Source organism: Pseudomonas sp. BGA-UO-ETr-WB11 (assembly GCF_059567785.1).
Window position 1 is genome coordinate 142,232 of the sequence record NZ_JCAQOS010000004.1, and the last position, 22,371, is coordinate 164,602.

Below are 22,371 nucleotides of genomic sequence, written 5' to 3' on the forward strand. Positions count from 1 at the left end.
CATTGTCTGGGGTTTTTGTTTCAGAGTTTTATCCGCGGACGTGGTGGAATTGGTAGACACACTGGATTTAGGTTCCAGCGCCGCAAGGCGTGAGAGTTCGAGTCTCTCCGTCCGCACCATCTTTAGCTTTTCCCTTCTTTATTATGCCGCCTGCTTCTGTAGGGTGACTTCTGCAACTTCCCCCTCTAGAATGTGTGCCCTTGATTCTTGGGCCAGAACGGCCGCCTACGTCTGTGCAATGAGGAAAATCCATGCAAGTTTCTGTTGAAAGCACCTCCGCTCTTGAGCGCCGCATGACCATTGGTGTCCCGGCTGAGCGTATCGAGACCGAAGTGAACAAGCGTCTGCAGCAGACTGCTCGTCGCGCTAAGGTGCCAGGCTTCCGTCCAGGCAAAGTGCCAATGAGCGTGATTCGTCAGCGTTACGAAGATGCTGCTCGTCAAGAAGCGCTGGGTGACCTGATTCAGGCAACCTTCTACGAAGCTGTGGTTGAGCAAAAGCTGAATCCGGCTGGCTCCCCGGCCGTAGAGCCGAAGGTATTCGAGAAGGGCAAAGACCTTGAATACGTCGCTACTTTTGAAGTGTTCCCAGAATTCCAGGTTACTGGTTTTGAGAGCATCGCTATCGAGCGTCTGCAGGCTGAAGTCGCTGATGCCGATCTGGAAAACATGCTGGAAATCCTGCGTAAGCAGAACACCCGTTTTGAAACTGCTGCGCGCGGCGCACAGAATGGCGATCAGCTGAACATCGATTTCGTTGGCAAGGTTGATGGCGAGGCTTTCGCAGGTGGTTCGGCTAAAGGCACTCAGCTGGTGCTGGGCTCCGGTCGCATGATCCCGGGCTTTGAAGACGGTCTGGTCGGCGCCAATGCCGGTGAAGAACGTGTGCTCAACCTGACGTTCCCTGCTGACTATCAGAACCTGGACCTGGCCGGCAAAGCCGCTGAGTTCACTGTGACGGTCAATGCCGTTGCCGAGCCGCTGCTGCCTGAACTGAATGACGAGTTCTTTGCTCTGTTCGGCATCAAAGAAGGTGGCCTCGAAGGTTTTCGTGCTGAAGTGCGCAAGAACATGCAGCGCGAACTGCGTCAGGCGATCAAATCCAAGGTTAAAAACCAAGTGATGGATGGCTTGTTGTCGGCCAACCCGATCGAAGTGCCGAAGTCGCTGCTGGGCAACGAAGTTAACCGTCTGCGTGTGCAGGCTGTGCAGCAGTTCGGTGGCAACATCAAGCCTGATCAGCTGCCGGCTGAGTTGTTCGAAGAGCAAGCCAAGCGTCGCGTTGTGCTGGGTCTGATCGTGGCCGAAGTGGTCAAGCAGTTCGATATCAAGCCTGATGAAGCTCGCGTACGTGAGATGATTCAAGAGATGGCTTCTGCCTATCAAGAGCCTGAGCAGGTCGTGGCCTGGTACTACAAAAACGACCAGCAACTGAACGAAGTGCGTTCGGTTGTGCTGGAAGAACAAGTTGTAGATACTGTTCTGCAGAAGGCTAATGTGACTGACAAGCCGGTCTCTTACGAGGAAGCGGTCAAGCCGGCTGAAGCTGCACAAGCCGCCTGATTTCTTCGCTTTGTTCGAGTAACCATAAGCCAGCCATCGTGCTGGCTTATGTGTCTTTGAGACATGATTATTAGGGAGCGAGCGCAGCACATGTCCCGTAATTCTTATATGCAAGCCTCTGAAATTCAGGCCGCTGGCGGCCTGGTGCCGATGGTGGTTGAACAGTCTGCCCGCGGTGAGCGCGCCTACGACATCTATTCGCGACTGCTGAAAGAGCGCGTGATCTTCCTGGTTGGCCCGGTAGAGGACTACATGGCTAACCTGGTGGTCGCCCAGTTGCTGTTCCTTGAAGCGGAAAACCCTGACAAGGACATCCATCTGTATATCAACTCGCCGGGCGGCTCGGTGACTGCGGGCATGTCGATCTACGATACCATGCAGTTCATCAAACCTGACGTGTCGACCATCTGTATTGGTCAGGCTTGCAGCATGGGTGCCTTGCTGCTGGTCGGCGGCGCCGCCGGTAAGCGTTATTGCCTGCCGCATTCGCGCATGATGATTCACCAGCCGTTGGGCGGTTTCCAGGGCCAGGCCTCGGACTTCGAGATCCATGCCAAGGAAATTCTGACCATTCGTGATCGCCTGAACCGGATCATGGCTGCTCACACTGGCCAGCCGCTGGATGTAATTGCTCGCGACACTGATCGTGACAATTTCATGAGCGCCGACGAAGGTGTTGCTTACGGCCTTATCGATAAAGTGATCAGCAAGCGCGAATTGGCGAGCTGAATCACCCGGTAATTTGCGATCGAGCCATGCTCGGTCGCTGTGGCAGGCTTGAAAAAGCCTGCATTTGCCCTCATCTTGTGTTGCAAGCCTACCGGATTGGATTGATCGAATGACTGATACCCGCAACGGCGAGGACAACGGCAAATTGCTTTATTGCTCCTTCTGCGGCAAGAGCCAGCATGAAGTGCGCAAGTTGATTGCCGGCCCCTCGGTCTTTATCTGCGACGAATGCGTCGACCTGTGCAATGACATCATCCGCGAGGAGGTGCAGGAAGCCCAGGCCGAAAGCAGTGCGCACAAGCTCCCGGCGCCCAAGGAAATCAGTACCATCCTCGATCAGTATGTGATTGGTCAGGAGCGGGCTAAGAAAGTCTTGGCGGTGGCCGTCTACAACCACTACAAACGCTTGAATCAGCGCGACAAGAAAGACGATGTCGAGCTGGGCAAGAGCAACATTCTGCTGATTGGTCCAACTGGTTCGGGTAAAACCTTGCTGGCTGAGACACTGGCGCGCCTGCTCAATGTGCCATTTACCATCGCGGATGCCACCACCCTGACCGAAGCTGGTTATGTGGGGGAGGATGTCGAGAACATCATTCAGAAGCTGCTGCAGAAGTGCGATTACGATGTTGAGAAGGCCCAGATGGGTATTGTCTACATCGATGAAATCGACAAGATTTCGCGTAAGTCGGACAACCCATCAATTACCCGCGATGTTTCGGGTGAGGGTGTGCAGCAGGCACTGCTGAAGCTGATCGAAGGTACCGTGGCGTCTGTGCCTCCGCAAGGCGGCCGCAAGCATCCCCAGCAGGAGTTTCTGCAGGTGGATACACGCAACATCCTGTTCATCTGTGGCGGTGCGTTTTCAGGGTTGGAAAAGGTTATCCAGGGGCGCTCAGCTCGTGGTGGTATCGGTTTCAATGCTGAGGTGCGTAGCACTGACTTGGGCAAGAAAGTTGGCGAGTCACTGCGTGGCGTAGAGCCGGATGATCTGGTCAAGTTTGGCTTGATTCCTGAGTTCGTTGGTCGCTTGCCAGTGATCGCGACGTTGGACGAGCTGGATGAGGCTGCCTTGATGCAAATCCTCACTGAACCAAAGAATGCCTTGACCAAGCAATACGGCAAGCTGTTCGAGATGGAAGGTGTGGACCTGGAGTTCCGTCCAGACGCGCTCAAAGCAGTGGCTCAGCGTGCCCTTGAACGTAAAACAGGCGCGCGCGGTTTGCGTTCGATTCTCGAGGGTGTGCTGCTCGACACCATGTACGAGATTCCGTCGCAATCCGAGGTTAGCAAGGTGGTGATTGATGAAAGTGTCATCGCCGGGACGTCCAAGCCTCTGCTGATCTATGAAAACATCGATGTGCCTGCCAAGGCAGCGCCAGACGCTTGATGCGCTTGGTTGCATGTTGAAACAAAGGGGCCTGCGGGCCCCTTTGTATTTGTGTGTCATGCGCTTGTTTTTTCCCCTGGGTACCCCCATCTTGAGCGCAAGGGTGTTCCTATCTGTTTACGGCCGCATGGCCGCTGTTGAGCCAAGATCATGAAGACAACCATCGAATTGCCTCTCCTGCCGTTGCGCGATGTTGTGGTTTATCCACACATGGTGATCCCGCTGTTTGTCGGTCGGGAAAAGTCCATTGAGGCTTTGGAGTCGGCCATGACCGGCGACAAACAAATCCTTTTGGTCGCCCAGAAAAATCCTGCTGACGATGATCCGAGCGAAGAAGGCCTATATCGCGTCGGCACAGTCGCCAGCGTGTTGCAGTTGCTCAAGTTGCCAGATGGCACCGTTAAGGTGTTGGTGGAGGGTGAGCAGCGCGGCACCATCGAAAGCTTTGTTGAGGTCGAGGGCCATACGCGGGCTGAAGTGCTGCTGGTCAGTGAAAGCGAAGCGCCTGAGCGCGAAGCCGAAGTGTTCACCCGCAGCCTGCTGAGTCAGTTCGAACAGTATGTGCAGCTGGGTAAGAAGGTTCCGGCTGAGGTGCTGTCATCGCTCAATGGCATTGATGAGCCTGGGCGCCTGGTGGACACCATGGCTGCGCACATGGTGTTAAAGATCGAGCAAAAGCAGGAAATTCTTGAAATCACCGATCTGGCTGCCCGCGTCGAGCATGTGCTGGCGCTGTTGGATGCGGAAATCGATCTGTTGCAGGTCGAGAAGCGCATCCGTGGCCGGGTCAAAAAGCAGATGGAGCGCAGTCAGCGCGAGTACTACCTGAATGAGCAGATGAAGGCCATTCAGAAAGAACTGGGCGACGGCGAAGACGGCCACAATGAGCTCGATGAGCTGAAGAAGCGTATCGACACTGCTGGACTGAGCAAAGAGGCGCACACCAAGGCCTTGGCTGAGCTGAATAAGCTCAAGCAGATGTCGCCGATGTCTGCTGAAGCCACGGTGGTGCGTTCTTATATCGACTGGCTGGTCACGGTACCCTGGACTGCTGAAAGCAAGGTGCGTCTGGATCTGGCCAAGGCCGAAGCCATTCTGGATGCGGATCACTACGGCCTGGATGAAGTCAAAGAGCGGATTCTTGAATACCTCGCCGTGCAAAAGCGGGTGAAAAAGGTCAAGGGCTCAGTGCTCTGCTTGGTGGGTCCGCCCGGTGTCGGCAAGACCTCGCTGGCGGAATCCATCGCTCGCGCTACCAATCGTAAATTTGTCCGCATGGCCTTGGGTGGCGTGCGTGATGAAGCGGAAATTCGTGGCCATCGGCGTACTTATATCGGCTCTATGCCGGGCCGCCTGATCCAGAAAATGACCAAGGTTGGGGTCCGCAATCCGCTGTTCTTGCTGGATGAAATCGACAAGATGGGCCAGGACATGCGCGGTGATCCTGCCTCTGCTTTGCTTGAGGTTCTGGACCCTGAGCAGAATCACAATTTCAACGATCATTACCTGGAGATCGATTACGACCTCTCCAATGTGATGTTCATTTGCACCGCCAACTCGATGAATATCCCGGCACCGCTGCTGGATCGGATGGAGGTGATTCGTCTGCCGGGCTACACCGAAGACGAAAAAATCAATATTGTGGTGAAGTACCTGACGCCCAAACAAGCCGAGGCTAACGGCCTGAAGAAAGGCGAGCTGGAATTTGAGCGTGAGGCCATTCGCGACATCATTCGCTATTACACCCGTGAAGCCGGTGTGCGGAGTCTTGAGCGGCAGATTGCCAAGGTGTGCCGTAAAGCCGTCAAAGAGCACGCGAGCGAGAAACGTTTCAAGGTCTTGGTAACCGCCGATACCCTTGAGCATTTCCTCGGCGTGCACAAGCATCGCTATGGCCTGGCCGAGCAGCAAGACCAAATCGGTCAGGTGACAGGCTTGGCCTGGACTCAGGTTGGTGGTGAGCTGTTGACCATTGAGGCGGCTGTGGTGCCCGGCAAGGGGCAGTTGATCAAGACCGGCTCTCTTGGTGATGTGATGCTGGAATCGATCACAGCGGCGCTCACAGTGGTGCGTAGCCGGGCTAAGAGCCTGGGTGTGCCTCTGGACTTCCATGAGAAGCGCGACATTCACATCCACATGCCCGAGGGCGCCACACCCAAAGACGGCCCTAGTGCCGGTGTTGGGATGTGTACGGCGCTGGTGTCGGCTTTGACGCAGATACCCGTGCGGGCCGATGTTGCCATGACCGGTGAAATTACCCTGCGTGGGCAGGTGCTGGCCATCGGTGGCCTGAAGGAAAAATTGCTGGCTGCGCACCGTGGTGGGATCAAGACGGTGATCATTCCAGAGGAAAATGTGCGTGATCTGAAAGAGATTCCTGAGAATATTAAGCAGGACTTGGCGATTAAGCCGGTTAAATGGATTGACGAGGTCCTGCAAATTGCGCTGCAATACGCGCCGGAGCCCTTGCCTGATGCGGCTCCCGAGTTGGTTGCACAGGATGACAAGCGCGAGACTGATTCCAAGGAGCGAATTAGCACGCATTAGCCGAGGGGCTTCCTTGACACCATTTTAGAGCCCTTGTTATAAAGCGGCTCTTCGTGTGTTAACAGGCCACTCAGCACTCGTTTTGCCTACACCAAAAATTAAAGCTACATACTCAATAAATAAGGGGACTTAGAGTGAACAAGTCGGAACTGATCGATGCCATCGCTGCATCTGCTGATATCCCGAAAGCTGTTGCTGGCCGTGCGCTGGACGCTGTGATCGAATCCGTCACTGGTGCCCTGAAGGCTGGTGATTCTGTAGTACTGGTTGGTTTCGGTACTTTCGCTGTTAAAGAGCGCGCTGCTCGTACTGGCCGCAACCCGCAGACCGGTAACCCGATCAGCATCGCCGCTGCCAAGATTCCTGGTTTCAAAGCCGGCAAGGCACTGAAAGACGCCGTTAACTAAGCGTCTTTTTGGGCTTTGCCCTTCCTGCTCAGGCGCGAGTCTGAGCAGGCAGCGGAGCGGTAGTTCAGTCGGTTAGAATACCGGCCTGTCACGCCGGGGGTCGCGGGTTCGAGTCCCGTCCGCTCCGCCAGTCACGCGAAGGCGCATCCTCGGATGCGCCTTTCTTCTATATGGATTACACCCGTGCTGCACGGCTGGTCGTTTGTTACAGCCGATTCTGGGGGACGCATGCTGCAAAATATCAGGGACAATTCACAAGGCTGGATTGCCAAGACCATCATCGGCGTGATCGTCGCGCTGTTGGCGCTGACGGGCGTTGATGCCATTTTTCAGGTCACCAGCAATCGTCAGGACGCAGCTGAAGTAAATGGCCAGGCCATCAGTCAGAATGAATTGGCGCAGGCTGCTGAAATGCAGCGCCGCCAGCTGATGCAGCGCCTGGGCAAGGATTTTGATGCTTCTTTGCTCGATGACAAAATGCTCCGTGAAGCTGCGCTCAAGGGTCTGATTGACCGCAAGCTGTTGCTGCAAGCTGCAGAGCAAGCAGGTTTTGCTTTGTCGCAGGCAGAGCTGGACAAGGTGATTGTGCAGGTCCCGGCCTTTCAGGTTGAGGGCAAGTTCAATGCCGATCTGTTCGACCAGCGTATTCGTCAGGAAGGCTATACCCGTCTGCAGTTCCGTCAGCAGCTCGAGAAAGACATTCTCGCCAGTCAGTTGCAGGCCGGTGTTGCGGGCAGTGGTTTTGTCACCGATGAGGAAATCCAGGCGTTTGCCCGACTGGAGAAGCAAACCCGCGACTTCGCGACGCTGACCCTGAAGGCTGATCCCAAGGCCGTCACGCTGAGCGATGACGAGCTGCAGGCCTACTACAAGGAACACAGCAGCCAGTTCATGAGCCCGGAACAAGTGGTTCTGGAGTATATCGAGCTGAACAAGGCCGATTTCTTCGATCAGGTCGAGGTCAAAGATGAAGACCTGCAGGCGGCCTATCAGAAGGAAATCGCCAATCTGGCGGAGCAGCGTCAAGCCGCACACATCCTGTTGGAAGTGACGGACAAGCTGAGTGACACCGAGGCAAAAGCGCAGATTGACGCCATTGCCCAGCGCCTGGTCAAGGGCGAGGACTTTGCCGTTTTGGCCAAAGAGCTCTCCAATGATCCAGGGTCGGCGGACAAAGGTGGTGATCTTGGTTACGCCGCCCCAGGCGTATACGACCCGGCCTTTGAAGAGGCGCTGTACGCTCTGAAGCAAGGCGAAGTCTCGGCTCCGGTCCGCACCCAGTTCGGCTGGCACCTGATCAAGCTGCTGGGCGTGCAGGCGCCAGAAGTGCCAAGCCTGGCCAGCCTGAAAGACAAGCTGGTGGCCGACCTTAAAGCGCAGCAGGTTGAGCAGCGTTTTGTCGAGGTCAGCAAGGAGCTGGAAGACTCCGCCTTTGAAGCCTCCGACCTGGCCCAGCCAGCTCAAGAGCAAGGTCTGCAGGTGAAAACCAGCGCAGCCTTTGGTCGCGAAGGTGGTGCGGGTCTGACTGCCAACCGCCAGGTGATTCAGGCCGCTTTCAGCCAAGAAGTGCTGGAAGACGGAGCCAACAGCGGCGCGATTGAACTGGACCCGGACACCGTGGTTGTTCTGCGCGTCAAGGAGCACCTTAAGCCGGCGTTGCTGCCGTTCGACCAGGTTGCTGCCGGCATTCGTCAGCAGTTGACCCTGCAGCGTGCCAGCGAGGCTGTGAAGGCCAAGGGCGAGGCGTTGCTCGGCAGTCTGCGTGAGGGTAAGACCTCGATTGCGCAGGCGCAGAATGGTCAAACCTGGCAGGTGGTGGAAGCCGCTACGCGTAACCAGGAGGCGGTTGATCCGCTGGTGTTGCAACAGGTCTTCCGCATGCCCAAGCCAAGCGCGGCTGACAAGCCTAACTTCGCGGGCATCAGCCTGGCCGATGGCAGCTATGTGGTGGTTCGCCTGAATGGCGTCAACGTCCCGCAAGAGGCGCTGAGCGAAGAAGAGAAGGCCATGTACCGGCGCTTCATGACGTCGCGTAGCGGCCAGCAGGACTTCAGTGCCTACAGCCGCCAGCTGGAAGCCAATGCCGAGATCGAGCGTTTCTAACGCTTGATTGCGCCGCAACGAAAAAGGCCGCTCAATTGAGCGGCCTTTTTCGTTGCGCGGTTAACTCACTCTTCGATTTCGCCCATGGCGGTGGTGTTGAAACCGCCGTCGACGTAGAGGATTTCACCGCTGATGCCCGACGCCAGGTCGGAGCAAAGGAAGGCGCCGGCATTGCCGACTTCGTCGATGGTGACGTTGCGACGCAGCGGAGTCTGCTTCTCGTTGGCGGCGAGCATCTTGCGGAAACTCTTGATCCCGGAGGCCGCCAGGGTGCGGATTGGGCCTGCGGAAACGGCGTTAACGCGGGTGCCTTCCGGGCCGAGGCTGCCAGCCAGGTAGCGCACGCCAGCTTCCAGGCTGGCCTTGGCCATACCCATCACGTTGTAGTTGGGCATGGTGCGTTCGGCACCCAGGTACGACAGGGTCAGGATGCTGCCGTTACGGCCTTGCATCATGCTGCGACCGGCCTTGGCCAGGGCCACCAGGCTGTAGGCGCTGATGTCGTGGGCGATGCGGAAACCGTCGCGGGTGGTGACTTCAGTGAAGTCACCGTTCAACTGGTCGCCAGGCGCGAAGCCAACCGAGTGAACGATGATGTCCAGGCCGTCCCACTTCTGGCTGAGGGCGTCGAACACTGCGGCAATCTCGGCGTCGCTGGCCACGTCGCAAGGGAAGCACAGTTCAGCACTGGAGCCCCAGCCGGCGGCGAATTCTTCGACCCGGCCTTTGAGCTTGTCGTTCTGGTAGGTGAACGCCAGTTCGGCGCCTTCGCGGTGCATGGCGGCGGCAATGCCGGATGCGATAGACAGTTTGCTGGCGACGCCGACGATCAGGACGCGCTTACCGGCGAGAAAACCCATGTGCTATTCCTCTTCTGGTTAATCGGCAGAGGCGGGGGCCATGAATGCGGCTTCCAGCAACTGCCTGGTATAAGTCTGTTGCGGCGCGGCAAAAATCTGTTCGGCCGGGCCTTGCTCAATCACCTGTCCTTGCTTGACCACCATCAGTTGGTGGCTCAGCGCCCTGACCACCGCCAGGTCATGGCTGATGAACAGGTAAGTCAGGTTGTACTTGCTCTGTAGCGAACGCAGCAGTTCTACCACTTGGCGCTGCACCGTGCGGTCGAGGGCCGAGGTCGGCTCGTCGAGCAGGATCAGCTGCGGCTTCAGTACCAATGCTCTGGCGATGGCGATGCGCTGGCGTTGCCCACCGGAAAACTCGTGGGGGTAACGGTGCCGTGCTGCGGGGTCGAGCCCCACCTCCAGCAGTGCATCGATGATCGCTTGTTCCTGTTCTGCCTCCGTACCCATGCCATGGATCTGCAAACCTTCACCGACAATCTGACTCACCGACATGCGTGGGCTCAGGCTGCCGTAGGGGTCCTGGAAGACCACCTGCATCTGCCGGCGAAACGGCCGGATGGCGTGCTGGGATAAGCCCTGCAATGCCTCACCGCGAAAGTTGATCGCGCCCTGGCTGCCGATCAGACGCAAAATCGCCAGCCCCAGTGTCGACTTGCCGGAACCACTCTCGCCAACGATGCCCAGGGTCTGGCCCTGGGGCAGGCTGAAGTTGATGCCGTCCACCGCCTTTACATAATCAACCGTGCGCCGCAGCAGCCCTTTCTTGATTGGGAACCACACGCGTAAGTCCTCTACGCTCAGCATCGTGGCGCCGGGCGGGTTGGCCGCTGGCTCGCCGCGGGGCTCGGCCCCGAGCAGTTCCTGGGTGTAGGGATGTTGCGGTGCACGGAACAGTTCTTCGCAACTTGCCTGTTCGACGATCTTTCCGCGCTGCATGACACATACCCGATGGGCAATTCTGCGCACCAGGTTGAGATCGTGGCTGATCAGCAGCAGGGCCATGCCCAGGCGCGCCTGCAAGTCCTTGAGCAATTCGAGGATTTTCAGCTGCACGGTGACGTCCAGTGCGGTGGTCGGCTCGTCTGCAATCAGCAGTTGCGGCTCGTTGGCCAGCGCCATGGCAATCATCACGCGCTGGCGCTGGCCGCCCGAGAGTTCGTGGGGGTAAGCCTTGAGGCGTTTGCGCGGCTCGGGAATGCCGACCAGGTCGAGTAGCTCCAGGGTGCGTGCGGTAGCCGCTTTGCCGCTCAGGCCTTTGTGCAGGCGCAGCACTTCGTTGATCTGCTTCTCGATGCTGTGCAGCGGGTTGAGCGAGGTCATCGGCTCCTGAAAGACCATGGCGATGCGATTGCCGCGAATACCACGCAGCTTGGCCTCGCTCATGTGCAGCAGGTCCTGACCGGCATAGCTGATGCTGCCGGCCGGATGGCTGGCGATCGGGTAGGGCAGCAGGCGCAGGATCGAGTGGGCGGTGACCGATTTGCCCGAGCCGCTCTCGCCCACCAGGGCCAGGGTCTCGCCCTTGCGGATATCGAAGCTGACGTCTTCGACCACCCGTTGGCGCTGATCGCCGCTGACAAACTCAACGGCCAGGTCGCGCACTTCAATCAGGTTGTCGGGGTTTACACACTGGGTCATCTCACTTCCTCGGGTCGAAGGCATCGCGTGCGGCTTCGCCAATAAACACCAGCAGACTCAACATCAGGGCCAGCACAGCGAAGGCGCTGATACCCAGCCACGGCGCTTGCAGGTTGGACTTGGCCTGGGCCACCAGCTCGCCCAGGGACGGCGCGCCGGGGGGCAGGCCGAAGCCGAGGAAGTCCAGGGCGGTGAGGGTGCCGATGGCGCCGGTGAGGATGAACGGCATAAAGGTCATGGTCGAAATCATGGCGTTGGGCAGGATGTGCCGGTACATGATCGCGCTGTTTTGCATGCCCAGAGCGCGGGCGGCGCGCACGTATTCGAGGTTGCGGCCACGGAGGAACTCAGCACGCACCACATCCACCAGGCTCATCCAGGAAAACAGCAGCATGATGCCCAGCAACCACCAGAAGTTCGGCTGCACGAAACTGGCCAAGATGATTAGCAGGTAGAGCACCGGCAGGCCGGACCAGACTTCCAGAAAGCGCTGGCCGATCAGGTCGACCCAGCCGCCGTAGAAGCCCTGTAGGGCGCCGGCCAACACACCGATGATCGAGCTGAGCAGGGTCAGGGTCAGGGCAAACAGCACCGAGATGCGAAAGCCGTAAATCAGTCGCGCCAGCACGTCGCGACCCTGGTCGTCGGTGCCGAACCAGTTGGCGCTTGAGGGCGGTGCTGGAGCAGGCGTTTTCAGGTCGTAGTTGATGCTGCTGTAGCTGAACGGAATAGGCGGCCAAAGCATCCAGCCCTGCTTGGCCTCGATCAGCTCGCGGATGTAGGGGCTCTTGTAGTTGGCCTCTAGGGGGAACTCGCCGCCAAACACGGTTTCCGGGTAGCGCTTGAGCACCGGGAAGTACCAGTCGCCCTGGTATTCGACCAGCAGCGGTTTGTCGTTGGCGATCAGCTCGGCGCCCAGGCTGAGGATGAACAAACCGAGGAACAGCCACAGTGACCACCAGCCTCGTTTGTTGGCCTTGAAGCGCTCGACACGCCGGCGATTGATGGGGGACATATTTATGGAAAAGCGCATATCAACCCTCCCGGCTTTCAAAGTCGATACGAGGATCGACCAAGGTGTAGGTGATGTCGCCGATCAATTTCACCACCAGGCCCAGTAAGGTGAAGATAAACAGGGTGCCGAACACCACGGGGTAGTCGCGGTTAATCGCGGCTTCGAAACTCAGCAAGCCCAGGCCGTCGAGGGAGAAGATCACCTCGATCAACAGCGAGCCGGTAAAGAAAATGCCGATCAGCGCCGAGGGAAAGCCGGCGATTACCAGCAGCATGGCGTTGCGGAAGATGTGCCCGTAGAGCACGCGGGTTTCGCCCAGACCCTTGGCGCGGGCGGTGACCACGTACTGCTTGTTGATCTCGTCGAGAAAGCTGTTCTTGGTCAGGAAGGTCAGGGTGGCGAAGTTGCCGATCACCAGAGCGGTGACGGGCAGGGCCAGGTGCCAGAAGTAGTCTTTGATCTGCTCGAACAGGCTGAGCTCGTCGAAGTTGTTCGAGGTCAGGCCACGTAAGGGGAACCAGTCGAAATAGCTGCCGCCGGCAAACACCACGATCAGCAGAATGGCAAACAGGAACGCCGGAATGGCGTAGCCGACGATGATCGCCGAGCTGGTCCAGATATCGAAGCTGCTGCCGTGTCGCGTGGCCTTGGCGATCCCCAGAGGGATCGACACCAGGTACATGATCAGGGTGCTCCACAGCCCAAGGGAGATGGACACCGGCATCTTCTCGATGATCAGGTCGGTGACCTTGGCGTCACGGAAGAAGCTTTCACCAAAGTCCAGGTGCAGGTAGTTGACCAGCATGATCCAGAAGCGTTCGTGGGCCGGCTTGTCGAAGCCGTACATGCGCTCGATTTCGCCTACCAGTTCCGGGTCCAGGCCCTGGGCACCGCGGTAGTTGGAGCCCGCCACCGAGACCTCGGCACCGCCGCCGGCGATGCGGCTGGTGGCACCGTCGAAGCCTTCCAGCTTGGCGATCATCTGTTCCACCGGGCCGCCGGGGGCGGCCTGGATGATCAGGAAGTTGATCAGCAAGATGCCAAACAGGGTGGGAATGATCAGCAGCAGCCGTCGAAAGATATACGCCAGCATCTTATTGCTCCGTGCCGCTAGCCGCGGTCGTCGGGCTTGGTTGGGCAAGTTCTGGCTTGGCCCACCAGGTCATCAGGCCGACGTCGTAGAGCGGGGTTGCCTCGGGGTGCTGCAGGCGGTCCCAGTAGGCCACGCGCCAGGTCTTGATGTGCCAGTTGGGGATCACGTAATGGCCGGCCAGCAGCACACGGTCGAGGGCGCGGGTGTGGGCGACCAGGCTCTGCCGTGAGTCGGCATTGATCAGGCCCTCGACCAGGCTGTCGACGGCCGGGTCCTTGAGGCCGATAAAGTTGCGGCTGCCGGGGTTGTCGGCGCTGGAGGAGTGCCAGTACTCGCGCTGCTCATTGCCGGGCGAGCTGGATTGGCCGAAGCCGCCGACGATCATGTCGAAGTCGCGTGAGCGCAGGCGGTTGATGTACTGGGACACATCGACCCGGCGAATCACCAGCTCGATACCGAGGTCGGCGAGGTTGCGTTTATACGGCAGCAGGACCCGTTCGAAATCGGTCTGGGCGAGCAAAAACTCGAGGCTGACGGGCTTGCCGTCGGCGTCGACCATCTTGTCGTCGACGATCTTCCAGCCGGCTTCCTGTAGCAGTTGATAAGCGCGGCGCTGCTGCTCGCGGATGATGCCGCTGGCGTCGCTGCGCGGTACTTCAAAGGCGCTGTTGAAGACCTTGGGGTCGAGTTTGGCGCGCAGCGGTTCAAGAATTTTCAGTTCCTCGCTGCTCGGCAGGCCGCTGGCGGCCAGTTCGGAGTTTTCAAAGTAGCTGCGGGTACGGGTGTAGGCGCCGTTGAACAGCTGCTTGTTGGTCCACTCAAAATCGAACAGCAGCCCCAGGGCTTCGCGCACGCGTGGGTCCTGAAACAAGGGCCGGCGGATGTTAAAGACAAAGCCTTGCATGCCGGTGGGGTTGTGGTTGGCGATCTCTTCTTTACGCAGGCGTCCGTCTTTGACCGCCGGTACGTCATAGGCGCTGGCCCAGTTCTTCGCGCTGATTTCCAGCCAATAGTCAAACTGCCCGGCTTTAAGTGCTTCAAGGGCCACGGTGGTGTCGCGGTAGTAGTCGATCAGGATGCTGTCGAAGTTATAGAAGCCGCGGTTGACCGCCAGGTCGTTGCCCCAGTAGTCCTTGACCCGCTCGTAGCGAATGCTACGCCCGGCGGCCACATCCGCCACCTTGTAGGGGCCGCTACCCAGGGGCATTTCCAGGTTGCCCTTGTTGAATTCGCGGTTACTCCACCAGTGTTTCGGCAGTACCGGGAGTTGGCCAAGAATCAGCGGCAGTTCACGGTTGTTGCTGCGCTTGAAGTCGAAGCGCACGCGCTGTGTATCTTCGGCGGTGGCTTTGGCTACGTCGGCGTAGTAGGCCTTGTACTGCGGGGCGCCGTCTTTCATCAGCGCGTCGAAGGTGAAGACCACGTCGGCGGCGGTGACGGCCTGGCCATCGTGGAAACGTGCCTGCGGGCGCAGGTAAAAGCGCACCCAGCTGTGGTCCGGCGCCACTTCGATTTTCTCAGCCAGCAAACCGTATTCGGTGAAGGGCTCATCGAGGCTGTGGCGGGTCAGGGTGTCGTAGATCAGGCCGATGTCATCGGCGGCCACGCCTTTGTTGATAAACGGGTTGAGGCTGTCAAACCCGCCAAAGCCAGACTGGCGCAGTTCGCCGCCTTTGGGGGCATCCGGGTTCACAAAGTCAAAGTGCTTGAAATTGACCGGGTACTTGGCCGGCTCGCCATACAGGGTCAAGGCGTGTTGCCCAGCAGCCAGGCTCAGGCTGCTGAGGCTCAGCAACAGGGCGCTGCCGGCGCTGGCCAGCAGCGTGCGCAGGATCGGGGTCATGGTTTGTTCTCCGCAGGAGTGAGCCACCAGGCCCGCAGGCCGAGAGTGTAGGGCGGGGTGCTGACGAAGCTGAACCGGTTGCGGTAGGCGATCCGGTGGTTGTTCAGGTACCAGTTCGGAATGCTGTAGTGCTGCCACAACAAGGTGCGGTCGAGGGCGCGGGTTACGGCCACCTGTTCGTCACGGCTGTGGGCGGCCAGTAGTTTATCCAGCAGGGCATCGACCACCGGGTGGGCGATGCCCGCGTAGTTCTTGCCACCCTTGATTTTCACCTGGCTGGAGTGGAAGTACAGGCGCTGCTCCAGGCCGGGGCTCAGGGTTTGCGGCAGGGTGGCGAGGATCATGTCGTAGTCGTATTGATCCAGGCGTTGCTTGTACTGGGCACGGTCGACGGTGCGCAGACTGACGCTGATGCCAATGCGCGCGAGGTTTTCCGCGTAGGGCTGGAAGATGCGCTCTAGGTTCGGGTTGACCAGCAAAATTTCAAATTGCAGTGGCTCGCCACGGGCATTCACCAGGCGTTGACCAGACAGCGTCCAGCCGGCCTGCTCGAGCAACTGCAGGGCCCGACGCAGTGTCTCCCGCGGGATACCGGCGCCGGCTGTTTGCGGCACGCTAAATACCTGCGTGAACAGCTTGGCTGGCAGTTGCCGCCTGTAAGGCGAGAGCAGCAGCCACTCGTTCCCTTCCGGCTTGCCGGTGGCGGAGAACTCGCTGTTGGGGTAATAGCTGCTGGCGCGGATATAGGCATTGTTGAACAGCGTGCGGTTGGTCCACTCGAAGTCGAACAATAGGCCCATGGCCTCGCGCACCTTGCGCTGGGCAAACAGCGGGCGGCGGGCGTTCATCATCAGCGCCTGGGTTTGCGCCGGAATCTGGTGGGGGATTTCGGCGCGGATCACTTCGCCCCGTTTGACGTCCGGGAACTTGTAGCCGTTGGCCCAGTTTTTCGCCTGATGCTCGATATAGAAGTCGAACTCCCCGGCTTTAAATGCTTCGAAGGCGACGTTGCTGTCGCGGTAGAACTCGACGTCGACCCGGTTGAAGTTGTACTTGCCGCGGTTGACGGGCAGCTTTTCGCCCCACCAGTTCTTCACCCGCTCAAACACCAGGCGCCGGCCAGGTACCACCTGGGTGATGCGGTACGGCCCGCTGCCCAGCGGCGGGGTGTAGGTGGTGGCTTTGAAGTCGCGGTGCTTCCAGTAATGCTGCGGCAGCACTGGCAGTTCGCCCAGGTGCAGGATCAACAGCGGGTTATTGGCCTGCTTGAGCACAAAGCGGATGCGATGGCGGCCAAGGATGTCGACCCGCTTAACGTCCTGCAGGTTGGTGCGGTACTGCGGATGGCCTTGTTTGACCAGTAACCGGTAGGAGAAGGCCACGTCATAAGCGGTGATCGGCATGCCGTCGTGAAAGGTGGCTTCGGGGCGCAGATTGAACACCACCCAACTGCGGTCTTCGCTGTACTCGACGGAGCGGGCAATCAGGCCGTAGCTGGAGGACGGCTCGTCACCGGACGGGTCGTATTGGCCACTGCCGGCCATCAGCGGTTCGTTCAGTTCACTGATGCCGTACTGAGCGAAATTGGGCGTCGACGACGGGCTGCTGCCCTTGAAGGTGTAGGGGTTGAGGGTGTCGAAGGTGCCAAAGGCCATGACCCGTACGCTGCCGCCCTTGGGGGCGTCAGGGTTGACCCAGGCAAAGTGGGTAAAGCTGGCGGGGTACTTGAGTTCACCGAATTGGGCATAGCCATGACTTTCGCGCAGGTTGGCGAAGGAGCACACGCTCATGGTCAGGCAGGTGAGCAACAGGAGGGCACGCATCAGGCGCAAAATCCGATCCATGGCAGGCTTTTCGGCTTCTTGAACCTTACAGTAACAGCTTGTATCGACAGGAAAAAGACTGGCTTTTAGAGTGGCCGTGCCATCATTTTGACTACAATGGAAGAAATCGCTCACGGGGTGTCACTTGGAAGAGCATTGCTACGGTGCACAGGCTTGGATTGACCGGCTGAATGATTCGGAGCTGCCGGCGTTGGCCGCGGTCGTCACCGATATGCAGCAACTGGCTGAAAGCGAGAACAGTTCGGTGCAAGAGCTGGCGTCAGTGCTGCTGCGCGATGCGTCTCTGACCTCCAAGGTGCTGCGGGTCGCCAACAGCAGTTACTACAACCCGGCGTGTGAGGATATTCGCACCATTTCCCGCGCCATCGTGCTGATCGGTTTTGAAAGCATTCGCCTGATCAGTCTGTCGGTCAGCCTCATCGATGGTCTGTTGAGCCGCGGGCCGCGCTATCAGTTGCCTGAGTTGTTGGCGCGCTCGTTTCATGCCGCCGTGCAGGCGCGCAACATTGCCGGTTACGTGCTGAGCAAGCATCAGGAAGAAGTGTTTATCGCGGCCTTGTTGCATCACATCGGTGAGCTGGCGTTTTGGGGCTGTGGTGGCGCCCAGGCCGATGAGCTGGATGATGCTTTGGCAGAGCCGGGTGTTGATCCCGCTGCCGCTGTGCGCAAGGTGCTGGGCACCAGTTTTGAACAGTTGACCCAAGGGCTGGTGAAACACTGGAATCTCGGGCCCGTGGCCAGTCTGGCCCATGTGCCCGCCAGCCCCAAAAGCCCGGCGGCTTATGCGGTGCAATTGGGTATGCGCATCAGCGAAGTGGCGCTGGATGGCTGGGATTCGCCAGAAATGGACGATCTGGTCCTGCAGTTGGCCAAGTTCACCGGCATTACGGCGGAGGAAGCCTTGCAGCAGGTGTTGGCCAGTGCCGACGAGACGGTCAAAGTGGCTGCCACCTTTGGTGCCAGCAAGCTTTGTCAGTTGATTCCCAACACCGATCCCGAGCAAATTGCCTTTCAGCGTGAACAGCGCCGCGCGCGATTGTTGCAGCCCAATCTACCGATCATGCAGCAAGCGCTGCAGGACCTTGGGCTGATGCTGTCGAGCCGCGCCGATGTGGGCTTGATCCTCGACACGCTGCTAAAAGGGCTGCATCAAGGCGTCGGGCTGGAGCGGGTGATGCTCGCGGTGCTGGCCGACGGGCAGAGCAAGTTTCGGGTCAAGCGGGCAGTGGGTGAGGGTACGCAGGCCTGGGTCAGTGACTTTGAATTGCCGGTGGGTGAGCACAACGAACAGACGGTGTTCAGTTATGTGCTGCGGCATAAAGAGGCGTTGTGGATGGGCGTGCCGGCCAGTTACAACCTCAATGATTTGGTAACGGCGGCGATGCGTCAAAGCCTGGGGCTGGGGATGTTCTTTGTTGCGCCCCTGCTGGCCGGCAAACGCGAGATCGGCGTGCTGTATGCCGATGCCAGGCTTTCTGGGCGAGCCCTCAAGCATGAGCAGTTTGTGGCCTTCAAACGCTTTGCCGAGCTGACGGGGCGTTGCCTGGATGCCATCAGCCAGCGCAAATGATCAGGGTGCTTTTTTTACCGTCAGGGTCTGGCCGAGTTTCAGGGCGCTTGTGGCCTTCGGGTTCCAGCGCTTCAACTGTGCTAGATCTACCTTGAAGCGCTTGGCAATCAGGTAGAGCGAGTCGCCTTTCTGCACTTTGTAGTAGGTCACCGCTTCGCGGCCTGTGGCCTTACTGGTGATGATTTTGCTGTTCTTGTTGCTCAGGCTCTTGCTGGCCAGCACGGCGGCCTGATTTTTCGGTGCTTGCAACAGCAGCTCCTGGCCAAGCTTCAGGTTGTTGCCGCGCAGCTGGTTCCAGCGCTGCAGATCCTTGACCGCGACCTTCTGTTGCTTGGCAATCGACCACAGGTTGTCGCCACTTTTCACTTTGTAGCGTTTGGCCGGCGCGCTGACGACTGGGCTTTGCTCCTTGTAGCGTGGATTGCTACTGGCGCTCTGGACCTGCGTGCTGAGACTCAGTACCTGGCCGGTGCGCAATTTGTGGTGGCGCAGTTGGTTGAGGTCGGTGATGTCTTTAACTGACAGGTTATGGCGCTTGGCAATGCTGGCCAGGTTATCGCCTTTGCGCACCGTGTATTGCTGCCACTGCACCTGTTTTTGCGGCTTCATCAACAACAGGTTGGCGGCCAGGCGTTCGGCTTTTTCGCTGGGCACCAACAGGTGTTGGGGGCCGTCAATGGTCACGCCTTTTTTGAACGCGGGGTTGAGCTGGAACAGCTCGTCTTCATCGACCTCGGCCATTTCGGCGATGCTGGACAGGTCCATGCGCGGTTTGAACGCGACCACTTCAAAGTAGGGTTCGTTGGCAATCGGATTGAGGTCGACGCCATAGGCCTGCGGGCTGGTGACGATCTGCGCCACGGCCAGTAGCTTGGGCACGTACTCCTGAGTTTCCTTGGGCAGCGGCAGGTTCCAGTAGTCGGTGGGTAGGCCCAATTTTTGGTTGCGCTCAATGGCGCGGCTGACGGTACCTTCGCCGGCGTTGTAGGCGGCGAGGGCCAGCAGCCAGTCGCCATTGAACATGTCGTGCAGGCGGGTGAGGTAGTTCATTGCCGCATTGGTCGAGGCCATGATGTCGCGGCGGCCGTCGTACCAGTTGGTCTGGCGCAGATTAAAGTTGCGACCGGTGGATGGGATGAACTGCCACAACCCCGCCGCGTGGCTGCGCGAATAGGCCAGCGGGTTGTAGGAGCTTTCGATGATCGGCAGCAGTGCCAGCTCCATCGGCATGTCGCGCTCGTCCAGGCGCTCGACCACAAAGTGCAGGTAAGGGCTGCTGCGCTTGCCCGCGCTTTCGATCACCGCCGGACGGCTGGCGTACCACAGGCGCTGGCGTTCAATGCGCGGGTTGACGCCAATTTCACCCTGTAACTGAAAGCCCTCGCGGATGCGCTCCCAGACATCATCAGGGCGCTGCGGCAGGGCGGGGGCTATCCATTCAACCGGACGGTTGCGGGCGGCGTTACGGGCGTCTTCGGCGGCGCTGTCGGTATCACGGGTGTCGTGCACCTGGCAGCCGCTGAGTGTCATGGCAGCCACCAGGAGCAGCGGTCGCCAGTTGCGCACCAATGTCTCTAGCTCGGAGGTCTTGCGAGTCGATGAGGACATTAGTGGGGGAGGCATCCTGGCGAAAAGGTTGCGCGATTCTAGGAACCCACCCCCGGGGGGTCAAGTTTTCAGCGGTTTGGGCCGATTGCAGGCGTGGTTCAGAAGGTGTTTTTCCAGCTGCGCAGGCTGGTGAACACGGCCAGCGCATCGGCGTGCTTGCATTGGTCATGGGCTTCGGCTTGTTGCCTCACCGCAGGTTCGCTGACGCGCAGGAAAGGATTGGTCGCGTGTTCAAGTGCCAGAGTCGAAGGCAGGCTGATGTGGCCGGCGGCGCGCAGGGCAACAACGCCGGCCAGGCGTTCGGCAACCGCCGGGTTATGCGGTTCGACCGCCTGGGCAAAGCGCAGGTTGCTCAGGGTGTATTCGTGGGTGCAGTAGATCAGGGTGTTGTCCGGCAGGGCGGCGAGGCGTTGCAGCGATTCGTGCATCTGCGCCGGGGTGCCCTCGAAAATACGCCCGCAGCCGCCGGCAAACAGGGTGTCGCCACAGAACAGTCGGGGCTCGGTTGCTGCCTGGTAATAAGCGATATGACCGAGGGTGTGGCCAGGCACGTCGATAACCTGCAAGTCCAGGCCGAGCACTTGAACAGTATCGCCATCCTTGAGTGCCACATCGCGGCCAGGGATGGTTTCTCGCGCCGGGCCCACAACCCGCGCGCCACTCTGGGCTTTTAACTGCAACACACCTCCGACGTGGTCGGGGTGGTGGTGGGTGATCAGGATATCGCTCAGTTGCCAACCTGGATGGGCACTGAGCCAGGCCAGTACCGGCGCAGCATCGCCTGGATCGACCACCGCGCAGCGCTGGCTGGCGGGGTCTTGTAACAACCAGAGATAATTGTCGGTGAAGGCTGGCAGGGCTTCGATCAGTATCATCACGGGGTTCGCTAAGCTGAAAGTTGTGGTGCATCTTAGCGGTAGTTCCCGCTCAGGAGACGGCAATGATTGAACAGGCGTTTGCCCAGGCTGACCCCGATTGGCTGGATTTGCAGGGCCAGGCCCGCCAGTGGCTGGGCGGCCCATTGGGCGAGCTGCTCTTGGCGCAGCAGCGACCGCTGCTGGAGGCCGAGCTGGCGCGTTTTTTTGGCGGTTATCTGGTCCATTACGGGCCGGGTGTTGATGTACCGGTGGCGGCGCAGATCCAGCGCACCGTGCGCGTGGGCGCCCCCTTTAGCGGGGTGGAAATTGCCTGCGAAGAGCAGGCCTGGCCTTTGGGTGAGCATGCCGCCGACGTGGTGGTGCTGCAGCACGGCCTCGACTTCAGCCTGTCGCCCCACGGCTTGCTGCGTGAAGCCGCACGCAGCGTGCGTCCGGGCGGCCATTTGCTGATTGTGGGCATCAACCCCTGGAGCGCCTGGGGATTGCGTCACCTGCTGGCCCGCGATGCCTTGCGTCAGGCCCGCTGCATTGCCCCGGCGCGGGTCAGCGACTGGCTGCACCTGCTGGGCTTCGCGCTGGAGAAACGCCGCTTCGGGTGCTATCGTCCGCCGCTTGCCGCGAACCGCTGGCAATCCCGTTTGGCCGGCCTGGAACCCCTGGGCAATGCTTGGCAAATGCCTGGCGGCGGCTTCTATTTATTAGTGGCGCGCAAACTCGTGGTGGGTTTGCGGCCCTTGCGTCAGGCGCCGCGCGCCAGCATGGGCAAATTGCTGCCCATGCCGGTGGCCAAAGTCAGTCGACGCGACGCGGAACCCTAATTAAGAGCAGTCATGAGCGAACAGGTTGAGATTTACACCGACGGCGCCTGTAAAGGTAATCCTGGCCCCGGGGGCTGGGGCGCCTTGATGATTTTCAAGGGCGTAGAGAAAGAACTCTGGGGTGGCGAGCGCGAGACCACCAATAACCGTATGGAGTTGACCGCGGCGATCCGTGCCCTGGCCGAACTCAAGCGCGAATGCCAGGTGCGCCTGGTGACCGACTCCCAGTACGTGATGCAGGGCATTCAGGAATGGATGCCCAACTGGAAAAAGCGCGGCTGGAAAACCGCCGCCAAGCAGCCGGTAAAGAATGTCGACCTTTGGCAGCAGCTGGATGAGCAGGTTAATCGGCATCAGATCACCTGGCAGTGGGTGCGCGGCCATACCGGTCACCCAGGCAACGAGCGCGCCGACCAGTTGGCCAATCGTGGCGTTGATGAATTGAAAACGCGGTAGGACTTTT

Annotated in this window: 17 protein-coding genes and 2 tRNA genes; 11 read left to right on the top strand and 8 right to left on the bottom strand. The window is 59.3% G+C overall.

Going from position 1 to position 22,371, the window contains the following annotated elements; genetic code table 11:
• Positions 1-34 precede the first annotated feature (34 nt).
• The 8 genes from AC56DI_RS03820 to AC56DI_RS03855 all read left to right on the top strand — a co-directional run bounded on the left by AC56DI_RS03820 (position 35) and on the right by AC56DI_RS03855 (position 8,738).
• Positions 35-119 (top strand) — tRNA-Leu (locus AC56DI_RS03820).
• Positions 120-251: 132 nt separating this feature from the next.
• Entirely contained in the window at positions 252-1,562 is a 1,311-nt protein-coding gene (gene tig / locus AC56DI_RS03825) for a trigger factor (protein ID WP_496345008.1), read from the top strand.
• Between the two features lie 90 nt (positions 1,563-1,652).
• Positions 1,653-2,291: an ATP-dependent Clp endopeptidase proteolytic subunit ClpP gene (gene clpP / locus AC56DI_RS03830; protein ID WP_496345009.1), complete on the top strand. Its 639-nt coding sequence runs from the start codon at positions 1,653-1,655 to the stop codon at positions 2,289-2,291.
• A 109-nt stretch (positions 2,292-2,400) separates the two neighbouring features.
• Entirely contained in the window at positions 2,401-3,681 is a 1,281-nt protein-coding gene (gene clpX, locus AC56DI_RS03835; protein ID WP_324520067.1) for an ATP-dependent Clp protease ATP-binding subunit ClpX, read from the top strand.
• A gap of 150 nt (positions 3,682-3,831) precedes the next feature.
• Positions 3,832-6,228: an endopeptidase La gene (gene lon, locus AC56DI_RS03840; protein ID WP_496345010.1), complete on the top strand. Its 2,397-nt coding sequence runs from the start codon at positions 3,832-3,834 to the stop codon at positions 6,226-6,228.
• A 134-nt stretch (positions 6,229-6,362) separates the two neighbouring features.
• The gene (gene hupB / locus AC56DI_RS03845; protein ID WP_010490206.1) at positions 6,363-6,635 is read left to right on the top strand and encodes a nucleoid-associated protein HU-beta; all 273 of its coding nucleotides are present in this window, start codon (positions 6,363-6,365) and stop codon (positions 6,633-6,635) included.
• Between the two features lie 53 nt (positions 6,636-6,688).
• Positions 6,689-6,765: transfer RNA gene (locus tag AC56DI_RS03850), tRNA-Asp, on the top strand.
• Positions 6,766-6,863: 98 nt separating this feature from the next.
• Positions 6,864-8,738, top strand: coding sequence for a SurA N-terminal domain-containing protein (locus AC56DI_RS03855; protein WP_496345011.1), 1,875 nt, complete (start codon positions 6,864-6,866; stop codon positions 8,736-8,738).
• Between the two features lie 65 nt (positions 8,739-8,803).
• Here AC56DI_RS03855 and fabI read toward each other — a convergent pair whose 3' ends face one another.
• From fabI to AC56DI_RS03885, 6 genes are read right to left on the bottom strand one after another with little or no spacing between them, the layout of a single operon-like run.
• Positions 8,804-9,598 carry an enoyl-ACP reductase FabI gene (fabI, locus tag AC56DI_RS03860; RefSeq protein ID WP_324520073.1) on the bottom strand — a complete coding sequence of 265 codons (795 nt, stop codon included), beginning with the start codon at positions 9,596-9,598 and terminating at the stop codon, positions 8,804-8,806.
• An 18-nt stretch (positions 9,599-9,616) separates the two neighbouring features.
• Complete coding sequence (locus AC56DI_RS03865; protein WP_496345012.1) at positions 9,617-11,239, bottom strand: ABC transporter ATP-binding protein; 1,623 nt, start codon at positions 11,237-11,239, stop codon at positions 9,617-9,619.
• Position 11,240: 1 nt separating this feature from the next.
• Positions 11,241-12,260, bottom strand: a complete 1,020-nt coding sequence (locus AC56DI_RS03870; RefSeq protein WP_496345255.1) for an ABC transporter permease — start codon at positions 12,258-12,260, stop codon at positions 11,241-11,243.
• A gap of 13 nt (positions 12,261-12,273) precedes the next feature.
• Positions 12,274-13,347, bottom strand: a complete 1,074-nt coding sequence (locus AC56DI_RS03875) for a microcin C ABC transporter permease YejB (RefSeq protein ID WP_496345013.1) — start codon at positions 13,345-13,347, stop codon at positions 12,274-12,276.
• Between the two features lies 1 nt (position 13,348).
• On the bottom strand, positions 13,349-15,190 hold the full coding sequence (locus tag AC56DI_RS03880) for an extracellular solute-binding protein (protein WP_496345014.1): 1,842 nt from the start codon (positions 15,188-15,190) through the stop codon (positions 13,349-13,351).
• The gene (locus tag AC56DI_RS03885) at positions 15,187-17,013 is read right to left on the bottom strand and encodes an extracellular solute-binding protein (protein WP_496345256.1); all 1,827 of its coding nucleotides are present in this window, start codon (positions 17,011-17,013) and stop codon (positions 15,187-15,189) included. Before AC56DI_RS03885 ends, AC56DI_RS03880 begins: the two co-directional genes overlap by 4 nt.
• A gap of 145 nt (positions 17,014-17,158) precedes the next feature.
• Here AC56DI_RS03885 and AC56DI_RS03890 point away from each other — a divergent pair, with 145 nt between their 5' ends.
• Positions 17,159-18,604: an HDOD domain-containing protein gene (locus AC56DI_RS03890; protein WP_496345015.1), complete on the top strand. Its 1,446-nt coding sequence runs from the start codon at positions 17,159-17,161 to the stop codon at positions 18,602-18,604.
• Here AC56DI_RS03890 and AC56DI_RS03895 read toward each other — a convergent pair whose 3' ends face one another.
• Positions 18,605-20,212: a LysM peptidoglycan-binding domain-containing protein gene (locus AC56DI_RS03895; RefSeq protein ID WP_496345016.1), complete on the bottom strand. Its 1,608-nt coding sequence runs from the start codon at positions 20,210-20,212 to the stop codon at positions 18,605-18,607.
• A gap of 98 nt (positions 20,213-20,310) precedes the next feature.
• Positions 20,311-21,087, bottom strand: a complete 777-nt coding sequence (gene gloB / locus AC56DI_RS03900; protein WP_496345017.1) for a hydroxyacylglutathione hydrolase — start codon at positions 21,085-21,087, stop codon at positions 20,311-20,313.
• A 65-nt stretch (positions 21,088-21,152) separates the two neighbouring features.
• On the opposite strand from gloB, the gene AC56DI_RS03905 reads away from it, so the two are divergent.
• Together AC56DI_RS03905 and rnhA are read left to right on the top strand one after the other, a co-directional pair.
• Entirely contained in the window at positions 21,153-21,908 is a 756-nt protein-coding gene (locus AC56DI_RS03905) for a class I SAM-dependent methyltransferase (protein WP_496345018.1), read from the top strand.
• A 12-nt stretch (positions 21,909-21,920) separates the two neighbouring features.
• On the top strand, positions 21,921-22,364 hold the full coding sequence (gene rnhA / locus AC56DI_RS03910; protein WP_324520082.1) for a ribonuclease HI: 444 nt from the start codon (positions 21,921-21,923) through the stop codon (positions 22,362-22,364).
• Positions 22,365-22,371: the final 7 nt, after the last annotated feature.